We start from the raw sequence: 26,371 nt of genomic DNA, 5'->3' as shown, positions 1-26,371 counted from the left end.
CTCTGACCTGGCTGTCGTGGCCGCCCGTCTGCCTGTCATTTTCCACGCTCCAAGCGGAAAGCATCCGGTTTGCAAAAGGACAGCAGCGCATTGCTCGTGACGTCCGCAAAGTATTCCTCCACGATCTCGCGAAACTCCCGGGCAGCGCGGGAAATGTACCGGCTCTTGTGCCAGAGCAAAGCGATCTCGCGCGCCAAATTGCAGCCCTCTACCCGCAAATAGTGGACCTGCTCGTGCAAGCTCCTTCCCGTGCAAGGGATAAAGGCGATGCCGATTCCCGCCTCTACGAGCGCAACCAGCCGGGCAGGTTCATCGCCTTCGTACACGTAAGCTGGCTCGAGGGCTGATTTCAGCATGTATCCAGATGGCAGGAGGAAATATTCCGCTGTCAAAACTGATGCTTGCCCTCGACCAGCATGTCGGCAATCAGATCGACTTGTGCTTTTACGGCAATCGGGTCGTACGGCCAAAAATAGTCGGTATCCATCTGGTAAACGCGGCCGTTTTTGACTGCGTCCAGCGTGTTCCAGATCGGATTGCTCGGATCAAGTCCCGCCTGCTTGCCCGACTCCACAAAAAGGTAGTCGCCGGAAAATTCGTTGACCTGCTCTAACGAGATGGTCACATGCTCTTTGCCCTCGTCTACGCTTTTTTGCACCAGCGGCGGTCGCTTCAGCCCAAGATGCTTGTACATGGCTTCGGCTCCCCGCCAAAGGCCGTCGGCGTACACCACCAGTTGCTTGTCGAAGCCGCCCATGATCGCAGCCGTCGCGTTTTCGCCGACGACTCCCTTGATGCGCTGCTTTGCTTTCTCTACCGTTTCGTTGAAAGAGGCAATCCAGGCTTCCGCTTCTTTTTCCTTGCCGAGAATCTCCCCGAACGTGCGGATTTGCTCGCGCGAGTCTTTGAATGTCGTATGGACGAAAACGAGTGTGGGCGCGATTTTGCTCAACTGCTCATAGAGCGTGGGGTCGTCGCTCAGCGTGACGATCAGGTCGGGATTCAGGGCCAAAATTTTCTCCACACTGCTGGCGTCAATCGTGCCGATGTCTTCGATGCCCTCTGTCTGTGCCTTGATATGCGGGGAGTCGATATCCCAGAACGGTGCCCCGACAGGCTTGATCCCGAGTGCCAGGAAGGTAGCCAAATATCCTTGGGCGACAATGCGCTTTGGCTCGGCCGGAATTTCAATTTCTCCGTTGACCGTCTTTACTTTACGGGTAGACGGCTTGGCCTCTCCGCTCGTCGCAGCCGTTGCCGCTGTTTGCCCCTCTACTGCGTTTTCCTGCGAGGCCCCGCTGCCCCCTCCGGCTCCACCGCAAGCCGCAAGCAATACCGCCATCGCCAATAGTAAGGCGCTCAGCATGCCAGGCGCTCTGTGTGCTCCAACCTTGTTTCTTTTCATCCTGTACAGCTCCTTCTTGCTAAAAATGGGAAACGACCTTATCAATAAAATCCGTACCCATCATAGCAAGCTTTTCCATACACCGTCTATTTCATAAAGTTGCCGTTTTTTCTGGACAAATGTTCACTCTGCGCCGCCGCGGAGCAAGCAATTTGTCTGGATGTGCAACTGGCGCTCTAGCGCCAAGCCGTCACTGCTCCAAAATTCGTTCAGCTCCAGCGCATACACCTGTCCGGGAGCCTTTTCGAAGGCTGGCAAGCTCAGGCCATGCACACCCGCCCCATGGTCATCGCGGGCATCAATGACAAACATATGGTCTGCGGCGTATTCGGGCAGCCTGTCTGCTGCAATCCAGAGATGCCGTCCAGGCACGAGCACGTCCCTGTGCACGCTCTCCGGCGGACGGAAGCCAAGGGCGTCGTACAGGTTGTACGCCCCTCTCGCCGTTTTGTTCCAGATGAAGACGCCATCGTGGCGCAGCTCGTAGACGGCGGCCGTGTCCCCTCTGTCGATCAGCTTTTGCAGTTGTTTTCTCGCAGTTTCGACCTGTGCCTGATAGCGCTCGATCCATCGCTCCGCTTCCCGCTCTCTGCCAATCAGCTTGCCGACCAGCCGAAGCTCCGCGAGCGGGTCCAGCTTGTCCCATTCCAGCGCCAGCACCGGGGCGATGTTTTGCAGTCGCTTCATCCTGCCAGGCGTGTAATAAAAGTAGGTCGGAGCCAGGACGAGATCCGCTTTCAGGTTGGCGAGCTGCTCGTCGTCGTATGCGCCGTTGACCGTCGGAACATTTTGCAGTTCCTCTTTTAACAGCAGCGCTCCGCGCACAAGCTCATCGTCAGTGGCGACAGGCGTGACACCGAGCGCAAGCAAATCGCCCACGAATTGAAAGGCGGCGATTCGCTTCGGAATCGGCCGACTGCGGAACTCGCCTGGGGACATGCCGGTCAGTTGCTTGAATTTTCGGCTCAAATACTCGCCGTTTGCATAGCCGACCTTCGCGGCAATTTCGTTGACCGTCATGGCCGACGTCAGCAAATGCTCTTTGGCGCGGTCGATCCGCACGCGATTCAAATATTCGGAATAGCCCCACCCCAGCTTTTTCGCAAACAAGGTCGAAAAATAGCTTGTATGAAATCCGGCCAGCCGCGCCAGCTCGGGGCGGGTAATAGGGCTTCGGTAGTTTTCCTCGATATAGGTTATCGCTTTCTGGATCGACGGCTCCCAATCCAGTTCAGGCGTAATTTCGTACTGAAGGGCAAGCTCCATCAGCTCTTTGAACAAGCGCTGGTGCTGCTTTTGCTCTGCCGTCTGGCCGTGGGCGGACGCTTGCTGGCACGCGTGCGAAAGCTCGTTCAGCAGCACATTTGCCCGATACGGCAGTCGATTCGTGACCCAGCCGCTCGCAGGCAAACAACTGCGGTCGTTGCGGTAGACGAGCTGCTCATCGTCGTGCTCCGCCAGCCGATAGCTCTCGAAGGACAGGCGGCAAACAGGCGGGCTCTCGTTTTTGTCGGCGCAGATCGTCACCGAGTGGCCCGGACGCAAAAGCACGATTTGTTCCGGGCCCAGCCAAACCGTCCGCTTGCCGTCCTGCATGCGCATTCGCCCTGACAGCGGGGCGAGCATCGTCGGGGACGAGAACGCCACTTCCAGGGACGGCTTCCCTTTTTCCCACGCCAGGAGACTGCACTCTTTTAAAACGTGAAGAACCGAGTCCATGCATGCAACCTCTTTCCTGCGTTCTCTTTCTTTTTAGTTTAGTTATACCATATCTTGCCCAAGCGACCTGTTGGGGCCACGTTTTTGGGGACAAGGTGCTGGCATGGCAGGGGGAGCCGCTTCAAGGAGAAGAAACGAACAACCCGCGAGACGCCTTGTACAATCAACAAGTCTCGCGGGCCACTTTGTCCATGCCTAAGCCGTTGGTGTTTGCCGTACGCTTCGGCCATTCCGAAACGGCCGCGCCGAATATGGCAGCGCCAGTGGAGAGAGCGCGAACGCCTAACAAAAAAGGCCCCTGCCTGCCACAAAAGCAGACTGGAACCTGTCGTTTACGATATGGTGCGGTCGAGAGGACTTGAACCTCCACGGTGTTGCCACCACTAGAACCTGAATCTAGCGCGTCTGCCAATTCCGCCACGACCGCAAATATGAAAATGGTGGAGGCTGACGGGATCGAACCGCCGACCCTCTGCTTGTAAGGCAGATGCTCTCCCGGCTGAGCTAAGCCTCCACTCTTCCCCGACAAAAGTCGGGTTCCAACCAGTTGTTGGGGCCCCGCAAAGTACTCGGCGTTGTTACAACGCATCCACTTCGCTTTGCGGGGGGAACTAGGTGACCCGTAGGGGATTCGAACCCCTGTATGACAGCGTGAAAGGCTGCTGTGTTAAACCGCTTCACCAACGGGCCATGATGGCGGATGGAGTGGGATTTGAACCCACGAGACGGGTCGACCCCGCCTACACGATTTCCAATCGTGCTCCTTCGGCCGCTCGGACATCCATCCAAATTTTCCGCTTGCCCTGTTCGCATATCGCTCGGGCAAGAACTAATCTATCATATCTAACAGCCGATTTCAAGGAGTATTTTAAAAGTTTTTCTGCGTGCAAATCTGTGAAAACGAAGCGGCTCCCCGCTGGCGTTCTCGTCCTGGCAGCGACCGCCATGACACCACCCTCTCTCCGCTCTGCCTCGCAAGTTTTTGCGTCAATTTTCGTGGAAATTGCCTAAAGCAACTTCCCCGCTTTTCCAATATGCTACCAATAATCATTGACGATGCGGAGTGATGGCTGGTGGGCAGAAGAAGACGGCGGGCAGGTCGGATTCCTTGTTTGTACGGAAACTGGTGCGGCCCGGGCTGTTCGGGGCCGGGCGCCCCGATTGACGATATCGACCGCTGCTGCAAAAAGCACGACCGCTGCTATCAAAAGCGCGGCTATTTTTCCTGTAGCTGCGACCAGGAGCTTTTGCGCTGCTTGCAAAACAAAATCGACATGAACACGGAAAAGGGCAGGGTGGCCGCGATGATTTCCGCCTATTTTTCCCGCTCCAAATGCATTCCGGACGACTTGAAATAGGCTGTTTTGCGAATTGTCACGATTGTCATTCTTCATACAAAAAATGGTAACACCTTGGACATGAATCTGCCATAACTCCCGTGTTTTTCCTTTGGCTTTTTTTGGTACTCTAGTGAATGTCCAAGGAGGGTACAAGGCCGTGGAAGTGCATATACGAACCGATGCCAGTGCAGCACTGACGTTAAAGAAAGAAATTATTTGTCATGGAATTTCCTGCTTTTATGTCCGCCCGTTTGAAAATGATCAAGTAGAATTTGTATTCCTCGCGCTCTCGGAGCACCAGAAGAAGCTGTTATCCTATACGCTGCGAAACTACAGCTACGCCCTAACTTACCTATCCTAATCCTAGCCATATAGCCACGATCATTTTCGTCCCCTGGGCAACCAGGGGATTTTTTACGGTACAAAAAAGCCATGCAAACCGCGCATGGCAAAGCGAAGCAACGGAGTGGCGGCTTGCGAGTAGCGGGCCGCTCTGTACAAAAGCCTGCTAGTTCCGCTTGTCCCGCGCGTGACGGCTCCGCACGAATGCCGCTACTTCCGCCTGTCCGGCATGTGGCCGCTTCCGCACGAATGCCGCTACTTCCGCCTGTCCGGCATGTGGCCGCTCCGCACGAAAACCCTTTACATCCATCTGTCCGTCACGCGGCCGCTCCGCACGAAGCCCACTGCATCCCCCTGTTCGTCACGCACCCACTCTCTTAGCTCTCTCCTTATCCGCTTCCTTCTTAAAATACGAAGAAATTTTAACTGGAACAGGAGGAATCCCCTCTCCCCCAACAACGACAGGCTGCCGCAAATCGCACGGACAGATGCCTGCACGCCTACACGCTTTTCGCCTACAGCCCCACCTGCTCGATAACCCCCAGGCGGTGCACATCGTCGGCGGTCACGACGGACAGGGCATTCAAAAACTGAATCTGGAAGCTGCCCGGCCCTTCGTCGGCCGTCTTTTGCGCGGCGAGCTGGGCGGCGACACCGTATGTGACGAGCGCGGCGGCTCCGGCTAACAGCGTGTCTTTTTCCACAGCGGCAAATGCGCCCATCACGGAAGTCAGCAAGCAGCCCGTGCCTGTCACTTTGGTCAAGATCGGATGGCCGTTATGGATGGCGTACACCCGGCTGCCGTCGGCAATGACGTCGACCTTTCCGGTAATCGCCACGACCGTTTTCAGCTTTTGCGCCGCCGCTTTTGCCAGCGTTGCGACGTCTCCGCCCGCCTCGCCTGCGTCCACGCCTTTGATCTCCCACGCCTCTCCGATGACGTTGGCAATCTCTGCCGCGTTTCCGCGAATGAGGGCCACGTCCAGCTCGCGCACGATTTTTTGCGCGGTTTCCGTGCGGTACGGGGTTGCGCCTGCGCCTACCGGGTCAAACAGCACCGGGACCTGGTGGCAGTTGGCCGAGCTTCCGGCGATCAGCATCGCTTCTACTTCGCGTTCGTTCAACGTTCCCATGTTCAGGACGAGTGCCCCTGCGATTTTCGCCATATCAGCGACTTCCTGCTCGGCGTAAGCCATGACAGGTGACGCGCCGAGGGCGAGCAAGCCGTTGGCCGTGAAGTTGGTCACGACAACGTTTGTGATGTTGTGCACCAGCGGATTGCGCTTTCGTACTGTTTCCAGCAGTTTGCCGATGGACTCAAGCTTCATCCTAGCGATCCCTCTCTTTCGTATCTGCAGACTGGGGAATCATCTTGAACACTTCCACAATCTCCCCCAGCTCCGGATGATCCTGTCTTACTCCTATGATGATATAGGATTGCTCGAGCGCAGGCAATTCGGGCATGGTGGCAGAAAGCCTCCACGCTGTTTTCTCACGGTCCGTCACGGTCGCCAGGAAGGAAACGCGTCCGGCCCTTCTTTGCAAAACTTCCACTTCCACAAGCGTGCCGTAAATCTTCAAGCGGTCATCCGGGTGGGCAATCCGGTTTTCCTCTACCCATTTTTCCTTTAATTCCTCAACTTTTAGCGACTTCCAGCGGTCGAGAAACTCCCAATCCTTCGAGTGCGGAAAAATATGCTTCGTCTGCTCCAGGAACGTGTTGTACTCTCCGTGAAGCTGATCGATGTATTCGTCCACTTCCTCCGAGATGACGCGGATGTGCTCCTCCCCGCACGTGCGAATGTGATGAGCCAGGAACTTAAAGGACTCGATCATGTCAAAGTTCCCCCACCCCCAAGGTTGTTCGCCGAAAACTCCCCCCCGGGTCCGGCACTTTTGGCAGGTGAAGTAGTAGTATGTAGCCATAGCTGTTCCCCTATCTCCCCTATTTGGTCTCTTTTCTCATATCGGTTGGGGAAGCGGTGCAATTTATGTTACATTCGAACCTATTTTGCCAAAAGGAAAGCAAAAGATGGCTCCCGCCCGGCAGCGGAAACCATCTCGGCTCATACTCCTTTGATCGCGACGAGCGGCTTGCACTTGGCTACGACTGTCGCCAGCTTTGCCCCCACGACGGAATCAATAATCTGATCCACGTCTTTGTACGCCTTCGGATTTTGGAAGTGGCCAGCCGGAAGCGCTTTGGTCGCCCCTTTGCGATGGACGAGCATCGGCGTGTTGCGGTGATATTCCTGCAAGGCGTAATTGTGCATCAAATCGTACAGGACCGGCGTGGAAAAGTCTTTTCCCAGCACGTCCCGGAAAGCCCGCTCGACCGCATAGCCGATCAGATGGCGGTTCACCACCGCGTAATTCAAGGCCGAGTACATCAGGTTCAAATATCGCTTGCCTTCCTCTGTATCAATCGGGGCGTAGACCAGGCTCGGCTCCGGATTTTCAATCCCCCACTTGAACATCGCTTCCTTGAAGCTTTTCGTGTAATCCCGTCCGAGCATGGCGCCCCAGGCGCGGGAGCCGGAGTGAATCATGATGACGACCTGCCCGTCGAACAAGCCCCATTCCTGTGCGATCTCCCGGTTGTCCTCCGCGATTTCGAGCGACTGGATTTCGATAAAATGATTCCCGCCGCCGAGCGTGCCGAGCTGTCCCCACGCTCTTTGCCACGACTTGGCCGGGATGTGCGCAAGCGCCGCGTGATCGAAGGCAAATGTATGCTTTTCCACATGAGTCAAGGAGCGGCTCACCCCGCCCGGCTCGCCCGCCGGCTCCGCCAAATACGCGGCAGGCAGGCCGTTCAGGCCATGCTTCACCACTTCTTCGAGGGAAATATCGGTGTAGCTCGTTTGCCCGCGCTCCGTCGTCGGCACGTACGTTTCAATCGCCTGAATCAGCTCGCGCTTCAATTGCTTGTCTTTCAGCTCATCCCGATGCAGCGGCGTCAGGTGCACGCGCATGCCGCAGCCGATATCCGAGCCGACAATCGAGGGCGACACAAACCCGTCATGCATATTCCAGACGGCCGTCGTCCCGATGCACGTCCCGATTCCGACATGGGCATCCGGCGTATAGGAAAAGTACACATTGCGAGGGATGCGCAAGTTATGTTCCGCCATCTCGAACACGCGCTGCCCAAATGTGGCAAACACTTCGTCATTGGCAAACACGTGAACGGAGCCAGCGCCAAGCTGCACTTCCCGATGGCAATTCCCGTGATCGATCGTTTTCATTTTCGTTGTTGCTCCTCTCCTTGCCGAGCCGCGCCAGCAGACAACGCGACGGCTTTCTCTTGCTGCTATCTTCGCTGATTTTTCCATGGCTGAACATGGCAAAAGTATTACGACCCGCTATTTTTGGCAAAATCGTCGCCACGTCTTGACTTGTGCTCCCCCGCTTTCGTAATATGAGGACTAATTTGGAAATTACCGCACAGATAAGGATGAATGCGGATGGCAAAAGAAGGCTTTGACAAAGAATTGCAGTTGCTGCGCCTGATGTTTTTGACCGCAGGGGCGTACAACCGCCAGCAGTTGGCGGAGCGGCTGGGCATTTCCGTCCATACGCTGGACAAAACCGTGAAAAAGCTCAGGGAGATTCAGTCCACCCTCTACCAGCACGTGACAGATAGCGAGAAAAAAGGCTGCTACGCGCAGCTTCGCTACAACTACTTTGCTGTGACAGACAATTTTTTGATGTTCCTCTACCACGCCAAATCGCTCAAGGAATCGGAGGTAGAGCGGCTGTCCCGCATCCTCGAGCAGCTCAGCCAGCAGCCGCGCTCGATCAAGGAGCTGCTGGACGCGTTTCTCGCGACTCCGACGGGCGAAGTGCCGGACGAAAAAACGTTGCGCCAGGACTTGAAATACTTGGAAGAGCTGGCCGTCATCAAAAAGAGCGGCGACGCGCGGCCTTATGTTTATCATTTTGACCAGGAGCTGTGGAATTCGCTCGCCGATGACGAGCTGTTGGACCTGCATGACTTTATCGACGTCATGGCCAACACCCAGCTCCCCGCTGTGCCCGGCTACCTTTTGCGCCATAAAGTCAAGCGCTGCCTGGACACCCGGCTCGAGCGCGAGGACTGGGCCGTCTTTTTGTACAAGTACCACTTTGTGTCCCGCATCCTCGACGAGCATCAGGCGCTGCTGCTCGCCACTGCGATCGCCGAGCAAAGAATGGTGGAATTTTGCTACTTCACGCCCAAACGGCGCAAATTTTACGATTCGCAAAACACGAACCCCGCCTTCCTGCGCGACTCCTCGGGCAAGCCGCAGAATGTATATCCGCTGCGGGTCGTGTTTGACCATCAGTACGGACGCTGGTATTTGCTCGCCCAGGAAAGCGAAAAAAGACCGCTGCGAAAGTACCGGGTGGAAGGGATCACCCAGCTTGCTCTCGGCCGACAGGCTGCGCCGGACGTTTTTTCGCGCATGCAGGCGCGCGTAGACGAGCGCATTCAACACAGTTGGCTGATTGATACGGGGGAGCCTGTGACGATCCGGCTGAAATTTTTCCAGCCCAAAGGGACGCCGCACTCGTTCATCAAGGAACGGGTCGAGGCCCAGGGCCAGTGGGGCGTGATTACGGAAGAGACGAGGGAAAGCTTCCTCTACGAAATTACGGTCAACAGCACGCTGGAGATCACGCCGTGGATTCGCAGCTTCGGTTCCAGTTGCGAGGTGCTGGAGCCGCTCTTTTTGCGCAGGCAATTTCAAAAGGAATGGAAGGAGCTGCTCGCTTACTATGAATCTGTTTGACAAAATCCACAACTATCAGCTCGTCACCCGGCTGGACGAGGCTGGCTTGTACCCGGTGACGTCGCACGAAAAGGCGTGGCTCGCCATGATGCTCAAGCACCCGGCGGCGCAAAGCTTTTTCGAAGCCGGGACGCTGTCCAAGCTGCAACAACTGACAGCCGCCTACGCGCCGGCTGACGAACGCGAGCTGTTCATCGAAAAAGCCGGAGCGCGAACCCGGAACGTCTGGCATCCGCTCGTCCGCAAGCTGCGCCGGATCATTCTCGGCAAAAACCACATCCTGATCCACGCGGGCACCCGAAACGGCCGGGCCTACCGCAACCAGCGCGGCGTCCCGTACAAGCTGGAGTACTCGCTCGCCAAAAAAGACTGGTATCTCATCTGGCTGACCTTCGATTCCGAGCATCTGCTCACAACGCCGCTGTCGCTCATCCGTTCCGCGAAGGAAATCTACGTCGAGGACGCGTGGTACGACAGTTTTTTGCCCGTGATCGAAAACATGCTCGCGGCGCGCCGACAAACGGCGAAAATTCAGGTCGTGCGCCGCTACAACCCGGAGCTGCAGCGCATTTTGTACGCCTTTTCCTGCTTCGACAAAGAAGTCGCCTACGACCCGGACACGCAGGAGTACACGATTACGCTCCGTTTTTTGCAAGACGAGCAGGAGTTTATTTTGTCGCGCCTCCGCTTTCTCGGTTTGCGGGTAAAAGTAGTGGAAAACGACCAGCTCAAACGGCGCATGGCCGAGTCGGCGGCAAACGCTTTGGCCCGCTACGCGCCTCCCCTTCACTAATTTCCTAAGCAAAATCAGGAAAAAATGCACTACTGGACGATTTCGTTTCCCTTTATCATTGTCCAAAGAGAGACAGACAATCGAGACCAGAGGTACACATCATGAAACTAACCGCAAAAACAGCGTCACTCCTGGGAGCGGGCCTGCTGACGGCGCTTTTGGCATGGCCCGCGCTCATGGAGCCGACGCAAGCAACAGCAAATTCTTCCCAGGCAAAAGTCGCCGCGACTTCCCTGAACGTTCGCAGCGAACCGTCCCTCCAGTCGTCCGTCGTCGCCACGCTGAAATACGGCACTACTGTGGCTGTCGTTTCGGAAGATTCCCATGGCTGGGTCAAAATCAAATACCAGCAGGCGAGCGGCTGGGTAGCCGGCTATTATTTGCAAAAAGGCAAAGCAGGCACTGCTGCCTCGCCAGCTCCTGCTCCCGTTCCTGCTGCGTCGGCAAGCAAAAAGACCGGGACCGTAGCGGCGGATGCCCTGCGCATGCGCAAAGGCCCTGGGCTGGAGCACGACATCCTTCATGTGCTCGCCATGGGCACACAGGTTGAGATACTCAAAAAGCAGGCCGACTGGCTGCAAACCAGAACCGCCGATGGAAAAACAGGCTGGGTATCGTCCATGTACATCCGCGAGGGGACAAGCAACCGCGTCGTAAGCAGCAGCAACAAGTCAGGCGGATTGCGGGGAAAAGTGATTGTCATTGATCCGGGGCACGGAGGAAGCGACGTGGGGACGCTCGGAACCAAATGGAGTACCGAAGAAAAGACGCTGAATCGGCAAACTTCGCTACTGGTGGCGAGCAAGCTGCGCCAGCGAGGGGCACAGGTGATTTTGACCCGGACGAGCGATGCACAAAAGCCTTCTCTCGCCCAGCGGGTAGCCATTAGCGAAGTGAAGGCGGCGGACGCCTTTGTCAGTATTCACTACAACTCCTCCACGAAGCCGAACAGCGGGACCTTGACGTTTTTTTACGCGCAAAACAAAGATTACGACCTCGCGCGAAGCATCGAGACTCGTCTGGCAGGCGGGATCGGCTTGAAGAGCAACGGCATTTCTTTCGGCGACTACCACGTTTTGCGCGAAAACGACAGGCCGTCTGTGCTTGTTGAGCTTGGCTTTTTGTCGAATCCGAAAGACGAGCAGCTCGTTCGCACTGCCGCTTACCAGGAAAAAGCAGTGCAAGCGATCGTGGACGGACTTGCCGACTACTTCGGCGGCTAGTGGTACGGCTGGATGCTGTAGGAGAACAGCCTGCGCTCGAACTTGCCTTTGGTGCCAATAAGCTGGTACCACGTTTCTCCGATCAACAGGTCCGTCGCGAAATCTTTTTCCAGCAGATGGGTGATCCGGTTCATGACCGCCTGCTCCTGATCGCTGGCTGTTTTGCAGGACAGCGCCAGCACAAAGTAGGACTGGTCCTCCTCCATCTCCAAAATTTGCAGGTAAGCATCGCCGCCATGCTTGAGGTTAAAGGCGTCGACGACTCGCGCCAGGCCCTGTCGCGGCTGGACTTTGAACTTGGCGGCTTCCTTCCAGTTTGCAATCAGCGAATCATACAAGGAAAATGTGAGAACGAAGTGGCGGGTGTAGTCGCTCGGATCAAACGCTTTCGGCTCCGCCTTTTGTTTTTTTTCCGGGATGACCACGAACGCTTTGTAGTTGCCAAAAAAACGATCGCTCATGCAGACCCCGTCCTTTCCGTCAGACAGCTTTACGTATGGGTTAGTATCCACTACTTCCCCGTGTCGTTATGTACAGGAACAGGGAAAAGGCCAAGTCGACTGGTAAACCGACCTGGCCTTTTTCGCGCTTTTGTATAGGCATGTTTTTCAACTGGATTTCTCATCATTGGTGTGTCATCGAGACGTTGCCATGTCCGTGCGCCTCTTCCTCCACAGCGATTCCTGCACCGCCGGCATTCACCGTCCAGGTAATCACTTGGCTGGAGATGACGACGGCCAAAATGGTGTAGAGCATCTCTTTCATCGGTACATACCAGAACGACAGGCCCAACACCATGGCGTCCAGCAACAGAAAAATCGTACCGATCGACAATCCTGTGTACTTGCTGAGCAACAGGGACAAAATATCGTCGCCGCCTGTCGCAGCTCCGTAGCGCAGAACCAGCCCGGTGCCGAGTCCGGTCAATACCCCGGACAACACAGAAGCGAGCGGCATCACTCTGCTCATATCCATCACAATCGGGGAAAACTGTTCGAACAGTTCATAAAACCCGGTAAACGCCAGTGAGGCAAAGATCGTGTCCCAGATGAACTGACGCCCTCGCACTAACCAGGCAACCAGAAACAGCGGGATGTCCAAGAGTAAAATCATCATCGCTGGCGACAGGTCAAAGGCGTATTTGGCCAGTAACCCCAGGCCGACGAAGCCGCCCTCAGACAAGTGGTTCTGAAAGTTGATGTGATAATACGCAAAAGCAAGCAAACATGCTCCAAACAAAATCATACCGTAACGTCGAGTAAATTGCAGCGCTCTCCTCATCATCGATTCCTCGCATTTTTGTCGGTTTTGGCACAGACGACCAACCGACTACGGAGGAACATCGCAAGTATAAGTCGCTACTCATACAAAGGGCCTCGCTTTCGTAGTAGGCTAGTCGTCCAAGTGACGGTCGACTACTACGAAGCTAGATGTAGGAGAGGTCATACCGTTTCCAGATCGTCCTATGGGGACGCATGGTATCCTGATCCTTTCCATTGCTTTTCTTATAGTATAGCACAAAAAAGGGAAAAAGACGACGCGAAACCGTCTTTTCCCCTGCCTAAAAGCGAAACGCCCTGCTTTTGAGTTCCAGCGGAATGCCTGCTGTGAGCAGAAACACCTGGTCGGCCACCGTCGCCAGCCGCTGATTCATCAAGCCTGCCAAATCGCGGAACATGCGCCCTAACGGATACTCCGGCACCAGTCCGGCCCCGACTTCATTTGTGACAAACAAAATCGTCCCGGGAAAGTCCTCTACAGCCGCAATCAGCTCGTCTGCCTGCGCAAGCGTGCGCGCGAACGCCTTTTCCTGCTCGTGGCGAATCAGCCAGTTGGACAGCCAGACGATCAGGCAATCGACCACGACGACCGCCTTTTTTTGCGCCAGCTCGTCCCGTTGCCCAAGCGAGCGGATCACGTCTGCGAGGGCGTAAGGCTCCTCGATCGTCTCCCAGCAAAACGCGCTCGTTCGCCTGCGCTCGCGATGCCTGGCTATGCGCTCCTGCAACTCCTCGTCAAAAGCTTGCGCGGTGGCGATATAGACGCCCGATTGCCCCAGATGGGCCGCGTATTTTTCCGCGAAGGTGCTCTTGCCGCTGCGAGCGCCGCCTGTCACGAGTACGATCATCTTTATTCCCCCATTACGACCCGGATTGCAGCATGATTTGCGGCAAACGGTGGACAGGATGCTCCATGACGATCGGCCGCGTCCCGTACACCGCCTCGATCCGGTCGCTTTGCAGCATGTCTGTTGGCGTGCCTACGCCGATCTGCTCGCCTTTGTGCAGCATCAGGATGCGATCGCAATAGAGCGAAGCGAGATTCAGGTCGTGAAGCACCGCGACCACGGTCACCTGCGTCGTCTTTTGCCACTTGCGCACAATGTCCATCAGTTGAATCTGGTAGCCGATATCGAGATAAGTCGTCGGTTCGTCCAGAAGCAGCACCTGCGGCTTTTGGACGAGCGCCTTGCCCAAGGCGACGCGCTGCTTTTCCCCTCCGCTCAGTTGATCCAGCGTGCGATCGGCAAGCGGTGTCAGGCCCAAAAGCTGCATGATCTCGTCGATGAGCGGCCCGACGTCTGTCTGTTCCTCGCCCAGCCAGTTTTGGTACGGGTAGCGCCCCATTTCCAGCACCTCGCGAACGCGAAAGCCGACCGGAGGCAGCCCCTCCTGTTCGAGTACGGCGAGAACCCGCGCCAGCTCCTTGCGCGTATAGCGGCCAACCGGTTTGCCCGCGAGCGTGATTTCTCCCGCATCAGCGGCAATCACACCGGAGAGCATTTTCAAAAGCGTTGATTTTCCGCTCCCATTCGGGCCGATGATGCCAAAAAACTCGCCCTGCTGGACTGTAAACCCGATCTCGCGCAGGACGGACACATCCTGGTAAGACTTTTGCAGCCCGCGCACTTCGATCATGACGCGACTACCTCCTTCCGATCCGTTTGTTTTGCTTCAGCAAATAGGCGAAAAACGGCGCGCCCAAAAACGCAGTCACGACCCCGAGCGGGATTTCTGTCGGCACGAGCAGCATTCGCGCCAGCGTATCCGCCCACAGCACGTACACACCGCCGCAGATGGTCGCCATCGGCAGCAAAATGCGGTAGTCAGGCCCGACCATCATCCGCACCAGATGCGGCACGACCAGCCCGACAAACCCGATGACGCCCGCAATCGAAACCGCCGCTGCAGTCAGGAGCGTAGAGACGAGCAAAATGATGAGCTTCGTCTTGTCGACGTTGACTCCGAGATGCGCCGCCTGCCGCTCCCCGAGCGCAAACAGGTTCAACGAGCGGGCATAGCCAAGCAGCACGAGCACGCCGATCAGCAAATACGGGACCAGGACGTACGTGAAGGCCCAGCCGCGAAACGACAGGCTTCCCATCAGCCAGAAAACGATCTCGTTCACCGTCTGATCCGACAGCGACACCATGAAGGACACGAGCGAGCCGAGAAACGCCTGAATGACGACGCCGGACAAAATCAGCGTCTCCGTCTGCAGCTTGCCTTGCGTCTTGGCGAGGGCAAGCACAATCCACAAGCTGACAAGCCCCGTCAAAAAGGCGACGACAGGCGTGCTCCACTCTCCAAGAACAGCGAACTGCAAGCCGAACAGGATCAGAAAAGCCGCCCCGACGGCCGAACCGGACGCTACGCCCATCGTGAACGGGTCCGCAAGCGGGTTGCGCAGCACGCCTTGAAAGCCCGCGCCCGCAAGCGACAGGCAAGCTCCGATCAAAATGGCCAGTACGACGCGCGGAAAACGCACCTTCATCACGATCTGCTCGGACGACTCCGGCCATGTCGCCGGAATCCACTCCGACATGCCGGGAAGCTGGTGCAAGAGGATGAGCCATACTTGCGAAAGAGGGAGCGACGCCGCCCCCATCGAAATGCTGACCACCACGGATACGAGCAGCACAAGGCTGCTCGCTCCTCCCCATATAAGCCATTGCTTTTTCATTTTTATTTCACCAGGTCAGGATAAATCGCTTTAGCTACCTCGATCAAACCTTGTGTAATGCGCGGGCCTGGGCGCGCCAGCAGGTTTTGGTCCATTCCTAACACTTGCTTCTCGCGGATCGCCTTCATCGTATCCCAGCCGTTGCGGTTTGCGATGATCTCTTCCAGCTTCGTGCCCGTCTTGTCATCCGTAATGCCTTTGGCGTACAAAATGACGTCGGGATCGCTTTTCAAAATCTTTTCCTCGCTGATCGGGTTCCAGCCCTCTGTGTCGGCCGCAATGTTCGTCCCGCCTGCCAGCGTCACCAACTCGTCGAGGAACTCCCCTTTGCCCACGGTCCAGCCTGGCGCAAACTCCAGGTACACTTTTTTCTTGTCTTCCGGCTTCACCGCTTTGACGGCTTCCTGTACGCGGGCGATATCCTGCTTCATCGCGGCGACGACTTTTTCCGCCTGCTCCTGTCGGTTGGTGATAACCCCCATCGTCAAAATGTTGTTCAGGATGTCATCCACTTTTTTCGGATGCGTGACGTACACTGGCATGCCGAGCGATTTCAGCTTGTCGGCAACCGGCTTTTCCATCGAAATTCCGCCGATGACCAGATCGGGCGACTGGGCGAGAATCGCTTCTTCGCTCGGCTTGACGACTCCGCCCACTTTTGGCTTCGTGCTCGCTTCTGCCGGATAGTCGTCGAAGTCGGAGACACCGACAATCCGCTCGTTCAAGCCGAGCGCGAACAAGATTTCCGTCTCTGCCGGGGAAGTCGAGACGATTCGTTGCGGCTCTTTTGCCACGGTCACTTCTTTTCCGGTCGCGTCTGTGACGGTAAGCGGGTAGACGGTCTGCTTGGCAGCCGCGTCCTGTGGTGCTGTCTGCGGTGCTTCTGCCTGCGGAGCAGGTGCCGTCTGGGTGTTGCCGCCGCAGCCGACGAGACTTGCAGCAAGCACCAGCGGGCTGAGCAGTTTCCATGCGCGTTTCATATGTATGACTTCCTTTCTGTGCGACTGGTTGATTCTTAGCAAACAAAAACCCTTCGCTTCCAACCGGAACCAAAGGGTCGACATGTCAGGCTCATCCATGCTCACGCAAAAAAACGTCCTGAACGGGCCGAACCTTTCCGCGAAGGCGCAGGCACATCAGGCAAACAGGCAGGTCTCCTGGCTTGGCAGCTATTGCGACAGCCGCTTTACAGTGGCGGGACCGCGCCGGACTTGCACCGGCTTCCCTTTTCACCTCGTCCTTTGGCAAGGACCAAGGCACCTGTTTGCGCGTATTCAATTGCAATGGCCTACAACTGCTAAGACTCATCCATCATGATAGCATTCCTTTGCCAAAAAAAGAATGCTTTTTCGCTGCTGCCACGGCTACGTAAGCCCATGCTGCCCGTCTCGTACCCGCTGTCTGGCGTCTCCCGCTATTTCCTGCGCTTTTGCAAATAGTCGACAATTCCCATCGCACATACTTGCAAATCGAGCCGCAGCACGTCCAGCACCTCATGCCCGTCGCCGATCCCGAACGATTGCAGATGCGCCAGTACACGCCTGAACAGCCGCTCCGCCAGTTCGCCATCGCCGAGTCCAGCGGCTACGACCGCCTCCCCTTCCGCGACAAAGACAGGAAGCCACTCGCGCACCTGCCGATAGACGTCGGCAACATCGTCAGTCATGCCGAAATGCCCGAAATAGATTCGCGCAAGCCCGCGCTGTTCAAAGCGTTCCACGGAGCGCAGCATCGCCTGCGGGTCAAACTGGTTCGGCGAGGTGGACGGCAGGACGAAGTGAATCCCGTCCCGTTGAAGCTGCGGATAGAAGACACCCGCTGTATCTCCCGTGAACATGCCGCGGCTGACCGGGTCGTAAATGCTGAAATGATGGTTGGCATGTCCCGGCGTGTCCCAAAATTCCAGGACACAGTTGGCGCCAATTTGCAGCGTCTCCTGGTCGGCGCGCACGATGATCCGCTCTTCGGGAACGGCGACAATCGGGTCGAACAGGCGGTCAAAATCGTCGTGATACACCGCTCTGGCGCCCGCGATCAACCGGCTCGGGTCCACCAGATGGCGCGCTCCTTTTGGATGCACCACGATTTTTGCCTGCGGGCACTCGCGCAAAAAAAGTCCCGCTCCCCCCGCGTGATCGAGGTGAATGTGCGTCACGATGATGTACTTCACTTGCTCCGGGGAAAATCCGAGCCTGCGCAGCCCTTCCCGTATGTACGGGACAGAAGGACTCGGCCCTGTCTCGACCAGGGTCAGCTCGTCCTCGGCGATGACGTACGTTCCCGTCCGCTGCGCCCAGCCCATATCAAACCCGTCGATCAGATGGATGCGATGCCCCAGGAAAATCGGTTCTGTAGCTTTCATGTATACCCTCCTCGTTGTTTTAGGAATATTTCCACTTTATCATCTATTCTACAACGAGGCGATAGACCCCTTTGCCGCTAGCGGCACGAAGCGATACAGGCGACCTGTCCGTTCGTCATTTGCACCAGTTGCTCGGGAGTCAGTCGAAACACCGCTTTCGGATGCCCTGCCGCCGCCCAAATGACTTCATAGCGGCTGTTCGCCGTCATTGCTGTACGCGTGGGGGACGTTGCCCGTGAAGCGAATCGCGTCCCCTTCGCCGAGGCGAAACGTCTCTTCCTTGATTTTCAAGGCAAACCGTCCGGCGCTGACGCTTATATACTCGTAAACACCGTCATTGTGCGGCATGGAGAGATAGCTCGCGCCCGGGTCCAGCTCGAACAGATTATATAACGCAACAAACAGAAAAGAAAAGCGGTTGGGCGGCTCCCTGCTGCCCGCCCGCTGTCTGTTCACGGTAACACGCGTTCAGCGCGAAATAACTCGACCTCGATGGACGGATGGCTCACTCCCTTGGGCCAAAAGTTTTCGTCAGCGAAAAAATTCCGGTTCCAGCCAAGGGGCGTGAGCCAGGCCAGCTTGGCATGAAACAGGCATGAAAAAACACCGCCCCAACCGGATCGAAGCTTTCCGATCTGATTCAGGGCGGTGCGCGGTTTGTTTTTCTCGACGCTATCGGCTGTCTACGCTTGCGTATAAATCACGACCGCATCGCGGAGAAACGCCGCCAGTCCCGGCTGGGTTTTATCGTAGTAGGCGGTGAAGCGCGGGTCGTCCACATACATTTGCGCCACCCCGGCGTGCGCTTCCTTGCTGTAACTGTCCCAGTAAAACGTCAGCCACTGGCGATGCAGGTCGGCCGCTTTCTGCGCAAGCTCACTGCCCGGATCTCCCGTGGCAAACGCCTCTTCCAGCGTCTTGTGCAACTCTGCGTTCAACTGCTCAAGCCGGTTGTACTCTTCCTCGGTCATTTCCTTGAATTTCCGGTTGGAACGGTCCACCTGCTCGTCGCCGTATTTGGCGCGAATTTCTTGCCCGTACTGCTTCTCGTTGTCATCAATCAGTTGCTGCTTGAAGCCTTCGAATTTTTGTTTGTCCGTCATCGTTTTCGTCCCCTCTCTTTGCGCTAAGGTTAGATCGACATTGGCGATCAGCCGATCGAGCTGAGCCCGTTTGTCCAGCAGCTTCGCGCGGTGCTCCCGCAGTGCCTGGACGGCGTCGAAGGTCGGCGAGCTGACAATTTCCTTGATCTCCTCCAAGCTCACACCCAACTCGCGGTAGAACAAGATTTGCTGCAAGCGATCCACTTCTGCCTGCCCGTAAATGCGATACCCGGATGAATTGATTCTCGCCGGCTTGAGAAGGCCAATCTCATCGTAGTATCGGAGCGTCCGGGTGCTGACGCCCGCCAGGAGACCCAGCTTTTGCACCGTATATTCCATCTTCCATCCCTCCTGACAAATTCATCGTACACATTTACGCACCGTCAAAGTCAACCGTAGTTCTGTCAGGAAAAATATGTTAACCTATTGGTAAGCCACTGGAAAAAGGGGGACTTTCGAATGCTCTATACCCTCGTTGTTATTTTGGCTGTTCTCGGCGCCGCCTACTTTTTGACAGGCTCGATCAGCCTGCGGGCAAGAGACAAACACGCAATCCGGCATTACGACGATGACGCCTATGCGCAGCAGACGATGAACCATCTGAGTCATCACAACCACAATCCGTTTTGAGCGCCATGAGAAAACCAAAGGCTGTGCCGATGACTTGGCGCAGCCTTGGTTGCCCTTATCCTGGATGAGAATCTGATCCGTTTTTATTTGATAGGAAAAAAGGCTGCCCACATTTTCGCGGGCAGCCTTTGTGTTTTTTGGTATTTCGGTAGCGTATTTTAGAGAGCCTGGAATGTATCTGTCAATACAGGCACGATCTGCTTCTTACGGGAAACGACTCCTTTGAGAACGGCTTTGTTGTCAACCAGCGTGACGTTGTACGCCTTTTCTACCGCTTGTGTAGCCGTACCGAGCGCCAGCGCCACAGAGTCGTTGTTCAGGATGTCGGTTACGACGAACACGAACAGGTCCAGACCTTTGTCCGCGATGATGGCGGAAATAGCCGCTTCCAGTTCGCCTTGGCGAGCCAGCACGTCATTGACGTCTACTGCGTTGACTTGGGCGATTTCCACTTTCGCGTTGCCCATTTGAAATTCTTTGGCATCGAGGGAGAGCAGTTGGGCGATGGTTTTGTCGCTCAAATCTGCGCCTGCCTTGAGCATTTCCAGTCCGTACGCTTGCAGGTCCACACCTGCGATTTCCGCCAGTTCATGGGCAGCGGCTACGTCTTGCTCTGTGCAGGTCGGGGATTTCAGCAGCAGCGTGTCGGAAATGATCGCGGACAGCATCAGACCCGCGATGTCTTTTGGAATCTCCACGCCGTTTTCTTTGTACATTTTTTTCAAGATGGTCGTGGTGCAGCCGACAGGCTCCGCGCGGAAGTACAGCGGATTGCTTGTCTCGAAGTTCGCGATGCGATGATGGTCAATTACCTCGACTACTTGCACCTGCTCGATGTCGTTTGCGCTCTGTTGACGCTCGTTGTGGTCCACGAGGATTACTTCGTTGACTTCGTTCGCCACGGTTTCCACGAGGCGAGGCTCTTTTACCTGGAAGTAGTTCAGGACGAACGCCGTCTCGCTGCTGATGACACCGAGGCGAACCGGCTCTACGTTTGCGCCGAGCTTCGTTTTCAGATCAGCGTAGACGAGCGCCGAGCAAATGGAATCCGTATCTGGATTTTTATGACCGAAGATTAGCTTTTTTTCCATCATCCATACTCCTTAGTCGTATATTGGCGTCAAAATTATACCACAATCTAGCGGGTAATCCCAAGTAACATTATAGGTTCTACGCTGATGAATGGGAATACGGAATTGCCAGAAAATGAAAAAACCGGCCTTGTCGTCTGGACAAAGGCCGGTTTGCGGTTTGCTGCGGACTGTGCTCGCGCGTTACAACTTAGTCGTCCCACTCCATGCTCAAAATCTCGCCAGTCGTAGCCGATATGTCCATCTCGGCTTCCTGTCTGTTGCCTGTGCGGACCTCTACCTCGTAGATGTAGTAGCCGTCGTCTTCGTCCAGCTTGATTTTTTTGATGCTTCCGTTTACTTTGGACAACGCGATTTTTTTCGCTTCCTCCACAGTGATCTTCACCGTTTTCTGCTTGCGCACCGGATCGTTCTCGCGCCAAACCTCGCCCGTTACCGCGTCGACGTAGACGTCGATCTCACGGTAGTTGTGGAAAATCTCCGCCTTGTACACAAGCGTTTTTCCCGCGCGGTCCAGCTTCCATTCCTTGATGACGCCAGGCTGGACGCCCAGGGCCAGTTTTTGCGCCTGCTCAGACGTGATGCGGATTTGCTTTTCCCAACCGAACGGAACGTCGTCATCCACGTGCAAATAGTTGAAGCTGGTCGGCTGCTGGTTCGGCTGAGGATTGTGCTGGTATGTCTTCGCCATGGCTGACGCGCCAAGGCTCCCCACGACGATTGCACCTGCTGCTATCATAATGACGTTTCTCTTCATGTTTCTCTCTCCTTTTTTTCTACTGACCTCATCGTACAAGAGGCAGATGAGCAGAAAGCGAGAGAAAGATTAAAATTTGATGAGAAAGCCTTTAGTCCTCCCACATGATCGACAGCACTTGTCCGGTGAGCGGGTCGACGGCGACCTTCACTTCCCGGTTTTCGGCGGTGACGACCTCTACCTCGTAGACGGCCATCCCATCCTTCTGCTCCACCTCGATGCCGTCAAACGTCCCGGCTACTTGTTGCAAAGCGATTTCTCGCGCCCGGTCGAGGGAAATGCCGCTTTTGGCAATCTCGCTAGTTGGCGCTGGCGAAGCCGGGCGGCTGCCGCCTTCCTCCGCTGTCTGCGGCGCTGTTTCTGCGGAAGCAGGCTGCGGCCTGGGCTTTGCCGACAGCAGCGTAATGTGGGTGACTTGTCCGGTGAGCGCATCCGCTTGCACGCGATACGTTCCGGTTTGATTTTCCACTGTCCCCGCGTAGACCTCCCTGCCGTCCTCTGTCGTCAGCTCAAAAGCTGTCTTCGCCTTGCCGTATCTGGCTTCCAGCGACTTCGTGATTTCTTCGCTCGTGCGTTTCTTGTCCTGCTCGCCTGCCGCAAGCTGCGACACGCCGAACACGGCTCCCGCCACCAGCGCCAGTCCGATCATCCCGATCGCATGGTTTCGCTTCATTCGCTCTCCCCCGCTTTCTTTTGGGTCGCACTCGGCAATGTCACGGTAAACGCGCTGCCTACCCCGACCTCACTGCGCACATCCAGCCTGCCGCCGTGCACGTCGACAATCCGCTTGGCGATCGACAGGCCGAGCCCTGTGCCGCCTGTATCGCGTGCGCGCGCTTTGTCCACCCGGTAAAAACGGTCGAAAATGTGGGCAAGGTCTTCCGGCGGGATGCCCACCCCTTGATCGATCACAGACAGCGTCACCGTGTCCGCCTGCTCGGCAATCTCTACCCGGATCGCCTCCGTGCTGTAGGTCAGCGCATTGTCGAGCAAAATGACCAGCAACTGCTTGAGCCGCTGCTCGTCGGCGAGCACGTGAATCCCCGGCGTTTGCGCCTCGACGCGAATCTCCTGCTCGTAGGTGCGCCGCATCCATTTGCTCGTCTCCTCGCACAGCTTTTCCACGTCTACCGCCTGCACGTCCAGATTCGACTCCTCGTCCGGGTTCGCCAGCATCAGCATTTGCCGGGTCAGCTTTTTCATCCGCACAGCTTCCGAGTAGATAGCCTCGACGGATTCTTCCAGCAGCTCCGGCTTGTTCATGCCCCATCTTTTCAGCATCGTCGCATAGCCTTCGATCACGGTGAGCGGCGTCTTCAACTCGTGGGACGCGTCCAGCACAAATTGCTGCTGCTTGACAAAATGTTGCTGCAAAATGTCCATCATTTTGTTGAACGTGTTTCCCATCTGGTACAGCTCGTCGTTTGATCTGGCCGGCAGCTCCAGCTTTTTGAACTGGCCTTTGCGCTGGATTTCTTCCATCGTGCGAATGAGCGAGTTGATCGGTCCGACGATGAGGTTGCCGAGCATTTTGCCCGCCCAAAACGAAGGCAAGAGCACGACAAGCGAAGCGATCAAGAGCACGACGAGCAGCACCTGCATCGTCTCCTGCACCTGCGGCAAGGCCGTCGTCACCTCCATCGACATGACGCTGCCGTCTCCCGCGATCAGCGGCATCTGCCCGATGGCGTAGAGCACGCCGTCTTTTTCCTCGATCCGGTACGTTTCTTGCGGGCTGAACGCAGGCGGCCACTTGCCGTAGGCCAGCTCCTTCGTCGCCGTCACCACTGCGCGGGACTCGGCGTTTACGATGCGGATCATGTCGATCGGGGACAAATACGCCTGCAACAGCTCGGCCGGCTCGGCCTGACTGCCCGCTTCATGCAGCCGCTGGGCGATGTTTTCGGTCTGGAGTTGCAGTCTTTCCAATTCCAGGTCGGTCGTTTGTTTGTAAAACAGCCAGTAAATCGACGTGTTGATGAGACATAAAGTCAGCACGAGCCACACCGTCGAGAACAGATGGATTTTGCTGCGAATCGTCATCGTTTTTTACTCCTTCAGCGCGTAGCCGATTCCGCGCACCGTCTGGATCAGCGGCGGATGGGCAGGATCGTCCAGCTTTTTGCGCAAATACCGGATGTACACGTCGACGACGTTGGTGTCGCCGTAGTAGTCGTAGCCCCATACCTCCGTCAAAATTTGCTCCCTGTCCAGCACCTGATTGACGTGCCTGGCCAGGTAGACGAGCAGGTCGAACTCCCGCGGCGTCAGCTCCACCACCGTTTCCCCGCGCATGACGATCCGCTTTTTTTCATCGATAAAAAGATCGCCGACCTTGAGCGGCGCCTCTTCTTCTTCCTTTTTCCTGACGCCCGCCGCCACACGCAGGCAGGCGCGGATTCTCGCCAACAACTCCTCGATGGCAAACGGCTTCGTAATGTAGTCGTTGGCTCCCAAGTCGAGGCCGCTCACTTTGTCGGGAAGCGAATCCCGGGCGGTGACCAGAATCACCGGAGTGACGCTGTCCGATGCGCGAATGCGCCTGAGCACCTCCATCCCGCTGAGCTGCGGAATCATCACGTCCAGCAAGACCAAATCCCACGGCTCGCTTTTGAACCACTCCAGTCCGGTTGCCCCGTCCTCGGCCGTCTTCACTTCATAGCCTTCGTACTCCAGCTCCAGCTTCAGGAGACGGGCGATTTTTTTCTCGTCTTCGATCAGTAATATTTTGGCATGGTTCATGTTGACGCCTTCCTCTCTGCCGATACCCAATGACACATCGCGCAAAATGTGGTCTGATACCGTAGATTAAACCATAAAAGTTTGCTCGGGTGCGCATTTTTTTCCAGCGGTCCGGGCGCTTTTTACGAAAAGGCGCGCTGCTTGAACCCCGATGCGGCCGCCTCTTCGTTTCCCCGATTCGGTCCGTTGAAACAGGCGGGCAACGGGTGAAGTTTTCTTTTTGACTGACTACCATTTAATTACGGTGACAGGTTTGACTGATAACTTGTCGGATGCTTTAATGAACAGGAGGTGATATGACCGATGCCAAGAATTTCGAAAGATCCTCTCGTCCGCCGCAATGAAATTCTCGACACTGCCGAAGCCTTGTTCAACCGGGTTGGCTATGAAAAAACATCCACGATCGACATTGCCAAAACGATGCAGGTCGCGCAGGGGACGCTGTACTATTACTTTGAATCCAAGGACGCTCTCGCCAGCGCCCTGATCGCGCGGCAACTGGAGCAAATCCGGGAGCACTATGCGCGGATTGCCCGCGCCCCACACCTTACCGCCTACGAAAAAATCGCCTGGGTGTTCGTCTACGAGCTGGACGCTCCGACCGGGCATGTGGAAAACTTCAAATATTTGCAGCATGACAACAACGCCGTACTCCGGCAAAAACTGTACATCCAAACCATTTGCAAGTTCACGCCGATCTTGACGGAAATCATCGTCCAGGGCAACCGTGAACAGCGGTTTCGCGTCGCCAACCCGGCGCTTGCTGCCGAGTTTTTTCTCAGCACCTTGCACCATTGGGCGGACTCGGCCCTGTTCAAATGGACGCCCGAAGAACGCCGCCTGCGTCTGCAGGCGATCCAGCCGATTTTTGAAAACTTGTTTGGGGTCGCGCCAGGCTCGTTTGCGCTGGAAGCACTTCGCGCCGCCGCGCGCGGCATTGCGCTAGACAACTGACAATCACGCGCGCGATTGCCGCCGAGCGCTGGCTACGTACGCGATGAGCGAGCGACCTGCTCAGGTAAAACGGCCCCAGCCTGCCCGAAAACCGTCCAAAATGCCGAAATGGCAGCTTTGCATCCCGGCCCAGGCAAGCCTTACAATATAACCAGAGCAGCGATCATTTGCCACGATCGCCAAGATCAGGAAAGAGAGTGTGAAACACGTGTAACCGTATCGTTTCTGCCATTTTTCTGTTGGAAAACACCGTGAAAATGAGAAGGAGAAACGATTTTCGTTGGAATCACCCATTTGGAAAGCTATCTTTTTTTGAACGTATCTGGTTGTGACCATGCAAGCCGTCGTCAGCTCGATGATTACGCTGGAAGTGACAAACCCGGCGCGCGTGCAAGTCGCTGGACCGCCGAGCCAAGTTTTCGGTTCGGCTCCTAGCGAATGGTCGCCGAACCGAAAATCATAACTAGAAAAGAACCAAAACGCGCCCGGACATTGCTCGCCTTGCCAAATGTCCGGGCCTTTTCACGCCAAAAAGCGATCCCTCTCACGTACAGGAAGGAGTCTGTCATGCGAAAAGTCGAAGTCCGCCCTACGATCCGCGCTGGCAAGCCTTGTTTGCCGCGGAAGCCGAGCTGCTGCGCCAAGTATTCCAGGACAACCTCATACAGATTCATCACATCGGCAGTACAGCCGTGCCCGGGCTGAAAGCAAAGCCGATCATCGACCTGTTGCCAGTCGTGCGCGATATCGGGCGCGTCGATGAGACAAACGAACAGATGCGCTCGCTAGGCTACTTGCCAAAAGGCGAGTTCGGCTTGCCCGGCAGACGGTATTTTGCCAAAGGCGGCGACGAGCGCACCCATCACGTCCACGTTTACCAGCAAGGCCATCCGGCGATTCGACGCCATCTGGCGTTTCGCGATTACTTGCGCGCCCATCCTGACTGTGCCCGGCTGTACGGGGAGCTGAAGGAGCAGTTGGCAGAGCGCTTCCCGTACGACGCTGCCAGCTATGTCGCAGGCAAGCATGAGCTGGCCTGGTCTCTGGAGCAAAAGGCGCTGGCCTGGAAAGCGCGTGGCGCCAACTAAGCGCCCATAAGAAAAACAGTCAGGGAAAAACGCCCTGACTGTCCTTTTTTGCGCTAGAGGATATCCGAAAGTTTGTATTCATAG

The 26,371-nt window shown here is 56.2% G+C and carries 30 protein-coding genes, 4 tRNA genes, 1 pseudogene and 1 riboswitch; of the genes and pseudogenes, 9 read left to right on the top strand and 26 right to left on the bottom strand.

The window, feature by feature from the left end; all coding sequences use genetic code 11:
* Positions 1–35 precede the first annotated feature (35 nt).
* The 7 genes and pseudogenes from AC3WQH_RS02900 to AC3WQH_RS02870 all read right to left on the bottom strand — a co-directional run.
* Positions 36–416, bottom strand: a pseudogene (locus tag AC3WQH_RS02900) (LysR family transcriptional regulator substrate-binding protein); the annotation flags it as partial.
* Positions 389–1,405 carry an ABC transporter substrate-binding protein gene (locus AC3WQH_RS02895; RefSeq protein WP_429779399.1) on the bottom strand — a complete coding sequence of 339 codons (1,017 nt, stop codon included), beginning with the start codon at positions 1,403–1,405 and terminating at the stop codon, positions 389–391. The gene AC3WQH_RS02895 and the pseudogene AC3WQH_RS02900, both read right to left, overlap by 28 nt.
* 123 nt (positions 1,406–1,528) lie before the next feature.
* Positions 1,529–3,124 (bottom strand): helix-turn-helix domain-containing protein, encoded by a 1,596-nt coding sequence (locus AC3WQH_RS02890; protein WP_429779400.1) that lies wholly within the window; start codon positions 3,122–3,124, stop codon positions 1,529–1,531.
* Between the two features lie 340 nt (positions 3,125–3,464).
* Positions 3,465–3,551: transfer RNA gene (locus tag AC3WQH_RS02885), tRNA-Leu, on the bottom strand.
* Between the two features lie 11 nt (positions 3,552–3,562).
* Positions 3,563–3,638: transfer RNA gene (locus AC3WQH_RS02880), tRNA-Val, on the bottom strand.
* Between the two features lie 102 nt (positions 3,639–3,740).
* Positions 3,741–3,814 (bottom strand) — tRNA-Glu (locus AC3WQH_RS02875).
* A gap of 4 nt (positions 3,815–3,818) precedes the next feature.
* Positions 3,819–3,911: transfer RNA gene (locus tag AC3WQH_RS02870), tRNA-Ser, on the bottom strand.
* A 286-nt stretch (positions 3,912–4,197) separates the two neighbouring features.
* Between AC3WQH_RS02870 and AC3WQH_RS02865 the strand changes: the two genes are divergently transcribed.
* Both AC3WQH_RS02865 and AC3WQH_RS02860 read left to right on the top strand, forming a co-directional pair.
* The gene (locus tag AC3WQH_RS02865; protein ID WP_007784666.1) at positions 4,198–4,482 is read left to right on the top strand and encodes a phospholipase A2 family protein; all 285 of its coding nucleotides are present in this window, start codon (positions 4,198–4,200) and stop codon (positions 4,480–4,482) included.
* Positions 4,483–4,621: 139 nt separating this feature from the next.
* Positions 4,622–4,825: a hypothetical protein gene (locus AC3WQH_RS02860; RefSeq protein WP_005829080.1), complete on the top strand. Its 204-nt coding sequence runs from the start codon at positions 4,622–4,624 to the stop codon at positions 4,823–4,825.
* 147 nt (positions 4,826–4,972) lie between these two features.
* On the opposite strand, the gene AC3WQH_RS02855 is transcribed toward AC3WQH_RS02860, so the two are convergent.
* The 4 genes from AC3WQH_RS02855 to AC3WQH_RS02840 form a co-directional block, all read right to left on the bottom strand.
* A complete protein-coding gene (locus AC3WQH_RS02855) occupies positions 4,973–5,116 on the bottom strand; it encodes a hypothetical protein (RefSeq protein WP_197186690.1) in 144 nt (47 codons plus the stop codon).
* A gap of 205 nt (positions 5,117–5,321) precedes the next feature.
* The gene (gene thiM, locus AC3WQH_RS02850) at positions 5,322–6,134 is read right to left on the bottom strand and encodes a hydroxyethylthiazole kinase (RefSeq protein WP_197186691.1); all 813 of its coding nucleotides are present in this window, start codon (positions 6,132–6,134) and stop codon (positions 5,322–5,324) included.
* Position 6,135: 1 nt separating this feature from the next.
* The gene (locus tag AC3WQH_RS02845; protein WP_237716657.1) at positions 6,136–6,642 is read right to left on the bottom strand and encodes a hypothetical protein; all 507 of its coding nucleotides are present in this window, start codon (positions 6,640–6,642) and stop codon (positions 6,136–6,138) included.
* A gap of 230 nt (positions 6,643–6,872) precedes the next feature.
* Entirely contained in the window at positions 6,873–8,054 is a 1,182-nt protein-coding gene (locus AC3WQH_RS02840) for an RtcB family protein (protein WP_007784671.1), read from the bottom strand.
* 219 nt (positions 8,055–8,273) lie between these two features.
* On the opposite strand from AC3WQH_RS02840, the gene AC3WQH_RS02835 reads away from it, so the two are divergent.
* The 3 genes from AC3WQH_RS02835 to AC3WQH_RS02825 all read left to right on the top strand — a co-directional run bounded on the left by AC3WQH_RS02835 (position 8,274) and on the right by AC3WQH_RS02825 (position 11,597).
* Positions 8,274–9,581 (top strand): helix-turn-helix transcriptional regulator, encoded by a 1,308-nt coding sequence (locus AC3WQH_RS02835; protein WP_005829087.1) that lies wholly within the window; start codon positions 8,274–8,276, stop codon positions 9,579–9,581.
* Complete coding sequence (locus AC3WQH_RS02830) at positions 9,568–10,374, top strand: WYL domain-containing protein (RefSeq protein WP_007784673.1); 807 nt, start codon at positions 9,568–9,570, stop codon at positions 10,372–10,374. Before AC3WQH_RS02835 ends, AC3WQH_RS02830 begins: the two co-directional genes overlap by 14 nt.
* A gap of 101 nt (positions 10,375–10,475) precedes the next feature.
* Positions 10,476–11,597: an N-acetylmuramoyl-L-alanine amidase family protein gene (locus AC3WQH_RS02825; RefSeq protein WP_492331899.1), complete on the top strand. Its 1,122-nt coding sequence runs from the start codon at positions 10,476–10,478 to the stop codon at positions 11,595–11,597.
* Here the strand turns inward: AC3WQH_RS02825 and AC3WQH_RS02820 are convergent.
* The 10 genes from AC3WQH_RS02820 to AC3WQH_RS02775 form a co-directional block, all read right to left on the bottom strand.
* Positions 11,594–12,058 (bottom strand): hypothetical protein, encoded by a 465-nt coding sequence (locus AC3WQH_RS02820; RefSeq protein ID WP_492331898.1) that lies wholly within the window; start codon positions 12,056–12,058, stop codon positions 11,594–11,596. The two genes, AC3WQH_RS02825 and AC3WQH_RS02820, sit on opposite strands and share 4 nt — an antisense overlap.
* A 163-nt stretch (positions 12,059–12,221) precedes the next feature.
* The gene (locus AC3WQH_RS02815) at positions 12,222–12,881 is read right to left on the bottom strand and encodes a YitT family protein (RefSeq protein WP_007784680.1); all 660 of its coding nucleotides are present in this window, start codon (positions 12,879–12,881) and stop codon (positions 12,222–12,224) included.
* 277 nt (positions 12,882–13,158) lie between these two features.
* On the bottom strand, positions 13,159–13,725 hold the full coding sequence (gene cobU / locus AC3WQH_RS02810; RefSeq protein ID WP_492331897.1) for a bifunctional adenosylcobinamide kinase/adenosylcobinamide-phosphate guanylyltransferase: 567 nt from the start codon (positions 13,723–13,725) through the stop codon (positions 13,159–13,161).
* Positions 13,726–13,738: 13 nt separating this feature from the next.
* A complete protein-coding gene (locus tag AC3WQH_RS02805; RefSeq protein ID WP_005829098.1) occupies positions 13,739–14,515 on the bottom strand; it encodes an ABC transporter ATP-binding protein in 777 nt (258 codons plus the stop codon).
* 7 nt (positions 14,516–14,522) lie between these two features.
* A complete protein-coding gene (locus AC3WQH_RS02800; RefSeq protein WP_025846378.1) occupies positions 14,523–15,560 on the bottom strand; it encodes a FecCD family ABC transporter permease in 1,038 nt (345 codons plus the stop codon).
* Positions 15,561–15,562: 2 nt separating this feature from the next.
* Positions 15,563–16,540, bottom strand: a complete 978-nt coding sequence (locus tag AC3WQH_RS02795) for an ABC transporter substrate-binding protein (RefSeq protein WP_492331896.1) — start codon at positions 16,538–16,540, stop codon at positions 15,563–15,565.
* 150 nt (positions 16,541–16,690) lie between these two features.
* Positions 16,691–16,839: riboswitch (cobalamin riboswitch) on the bottom strand.
* A 135-nt stretch (positions 16,840–16,974) separates the two neighbouring features.
* Entirely contained in the window at positions 16,975–17,922 is a 948-nt protein-coding gene (locus AC3WQH_RS02790; protein WP_340673322.1) for an MBL fold metallo-hydrolase, read from the bottom strand.
* A 77-nt stretch (positions 17,923–17,999) separates the two neighbouring features.
* Positions 18,000–18,131 (bottom strand): YbaK/EbsC family protein, encoded by a 132-nt coding sequence (locus tag AC3WQH_RS02785; protein ID WP_005829104.1) that lies wholly within the window; start codon positions 18,129–18,131, stop codon positions 18,000–18,002.
* Entirely contained in the window at positions 18,109–18,378 is a 270-nt protein-coding gene (locus tag AC3WQH_RS02780; protein ID WP_327991187.1) for a cupin domain-containing protein, read from the bottom strand. Before AC3WQH_RS02780 ends, AC3WQH_RS02785 begins: the two co-directional genes overlap by 23 nt.
* 227 nt (positions 18,379–18,605) lie before the next feature.
* Positions 18,606–19,364, bottom strand: a complete 759-nt coding sequence (locus tag AC3WQH_RS02775; RefSeq protein ID WP_122953226.1) for a MerR family transcriptional regulator — start codon at positions 19,362–19,364, stop codon at positions 18,606–18,608.
* Between the two features lie 120 nt (positions 19,365–19,484).
* Here AC3WQH_RS02775 and AC3WQH_RS02770 point away from each other — a divergent pair, with 120 nt between their 5' ends.
* Positions 19,485–19,655, top strand: coding sequence for a hypothetical protein (locus tag AC3WQH_RS02770; protein WP_005829110.1), 171 nt, complete (start codon positions 19,485–19,487; stop codon positions 19,653–19,655).
* A 158-nt stretch (positions 19,656–19,813) separates the two neighbouring features.
* Here the strand turns inward: AC3WQH_RS02770 and AC3WQH_RS02765 are convergent, their stop codons facing one another.
* The 5 genes from AC3WQH_RS02765 to AC3WQH_RS02745 form a co-directional block, all read right to left on the bottom strand.
* Positions 19,814–20,746, bottom strand: coding sequence for a manganese-dependent inorganic pyrophosphatase (locus AC3WQH_RS02765; RefSeq protein ID WP_005829112.1), 933 nt, complete (start codon positions 20,744–20,746; stop codon positions 19,814–19,816).
* Positions 20,747–20,936: 190 nt separating this feature from the next.
* Positions 20,937–21,503 carry a PepSY domain-containing protein gene (locus AC3WQH_RS02760; RefSeq protein ID WP_005829114.1) on the bottom strand — a complete coding sequence of 189 codons (567 nt, stop codon included), beginning with the start codon at positions 21,501–21,503 and terminating at the stop codon, positions 20,937–20,939.
* A 91-nt stretch (positions 21,504–21,594) separates the two neighbouring features.
* A complete protein-coding gene (locus AC3WQH_RS02755) occupies positions 21,595–22,176 on the bottom strand; it encodes a PepSY domain-containing protein (RefSeq protein WP_005829116.1) in 582 nt (193 codons plus the stop codon).
* On the bottom strand, positions 22,173–23,546 hold the full coding sequence (locus AC3WQH_RS02750) for a sensor histidine kinase (RefSeq protein ID WP_005829117.1): 1,374 nt from the start codon (positions 23,544–23,546) through the stop codon (positions 22,173–22,175). Before AC3WQH_RS02750 ends, AC3WQH_RS02755 begins: the two co-directional genes overlap by 4 nt.
* A 6-nt stretch (positions 23,547–23,552) precedes the next feature.
* On the bottom strand, positions 23,553–24,245 hold the full coding sequence (locus AC3WQH_RS02745; RefSeq protein ID WP_025846388.1) for a response regulator transcription factor: 693 nt from the start codon (positions 24,243–24,245) through the stop codon (positions 23,553–23,555).
* Between the two features lie 303 nt (positions 24,246–24,548).
* On the opposite strand from AC3WQH_RS02745, the gene AC3WQH_RS02740 reads away from it, so the two are divergent.
* The 3 genes from AC3WQH_RS02740 to AC3WQH_RS02730 all read left to right on the top strand — a co-directional run bounded on the left by AC3WQH_RS02740 (position 24,549) and on the right by AC3WQH_RS02730 (position 26,287).
* Complete coding sequence (locus tag AC3WQH_RS02740) at positions 24,549–25,199, top strand: TetR/AcrR family transcriptional regulator (RefSeq protein ID WP_005829121.1); 651 nt, start codon at positions 24,549–24,551, stop codon at positions 25,197–25,199.
* A gap of 334 nt (positions 25,200–25,533) precedes the next feature.
* The gene (locus AC3WQH_RS02735; protein WP_429777061.1) at positions 25,534–25,662 is read left to right on the top strand and encodes a hypothetical protein; all 129 of its coding nucleotides are present in this window, start codon (positions 25,534–25,536) and stop codon (positions 25,660–25,662) included.
* A gap of 148 nt (positions 25,663–25,810) precedes the next feature.
* Positions 25,811–26,287 (top strand): GrpB family protein, encoded by a 477-nt coding sequence (locus AC3WQH_RS02730; RefSeq protein ID WP_310669832.1) that lies wholly within the window; start codon positions 25,811–25,813, stop codon positions 26,285–26,287.
* Positions 26,288–26,371: the final 84 nt, after the last annotated feature.

The organism is Brevibacillus sp. FW301-21C12A (assembly GCF_058788915.1).
Note: the sequence above shows the minus strand (reverse complement) of the source record. Positions and strands in the feature narration are given on the sequence as shown.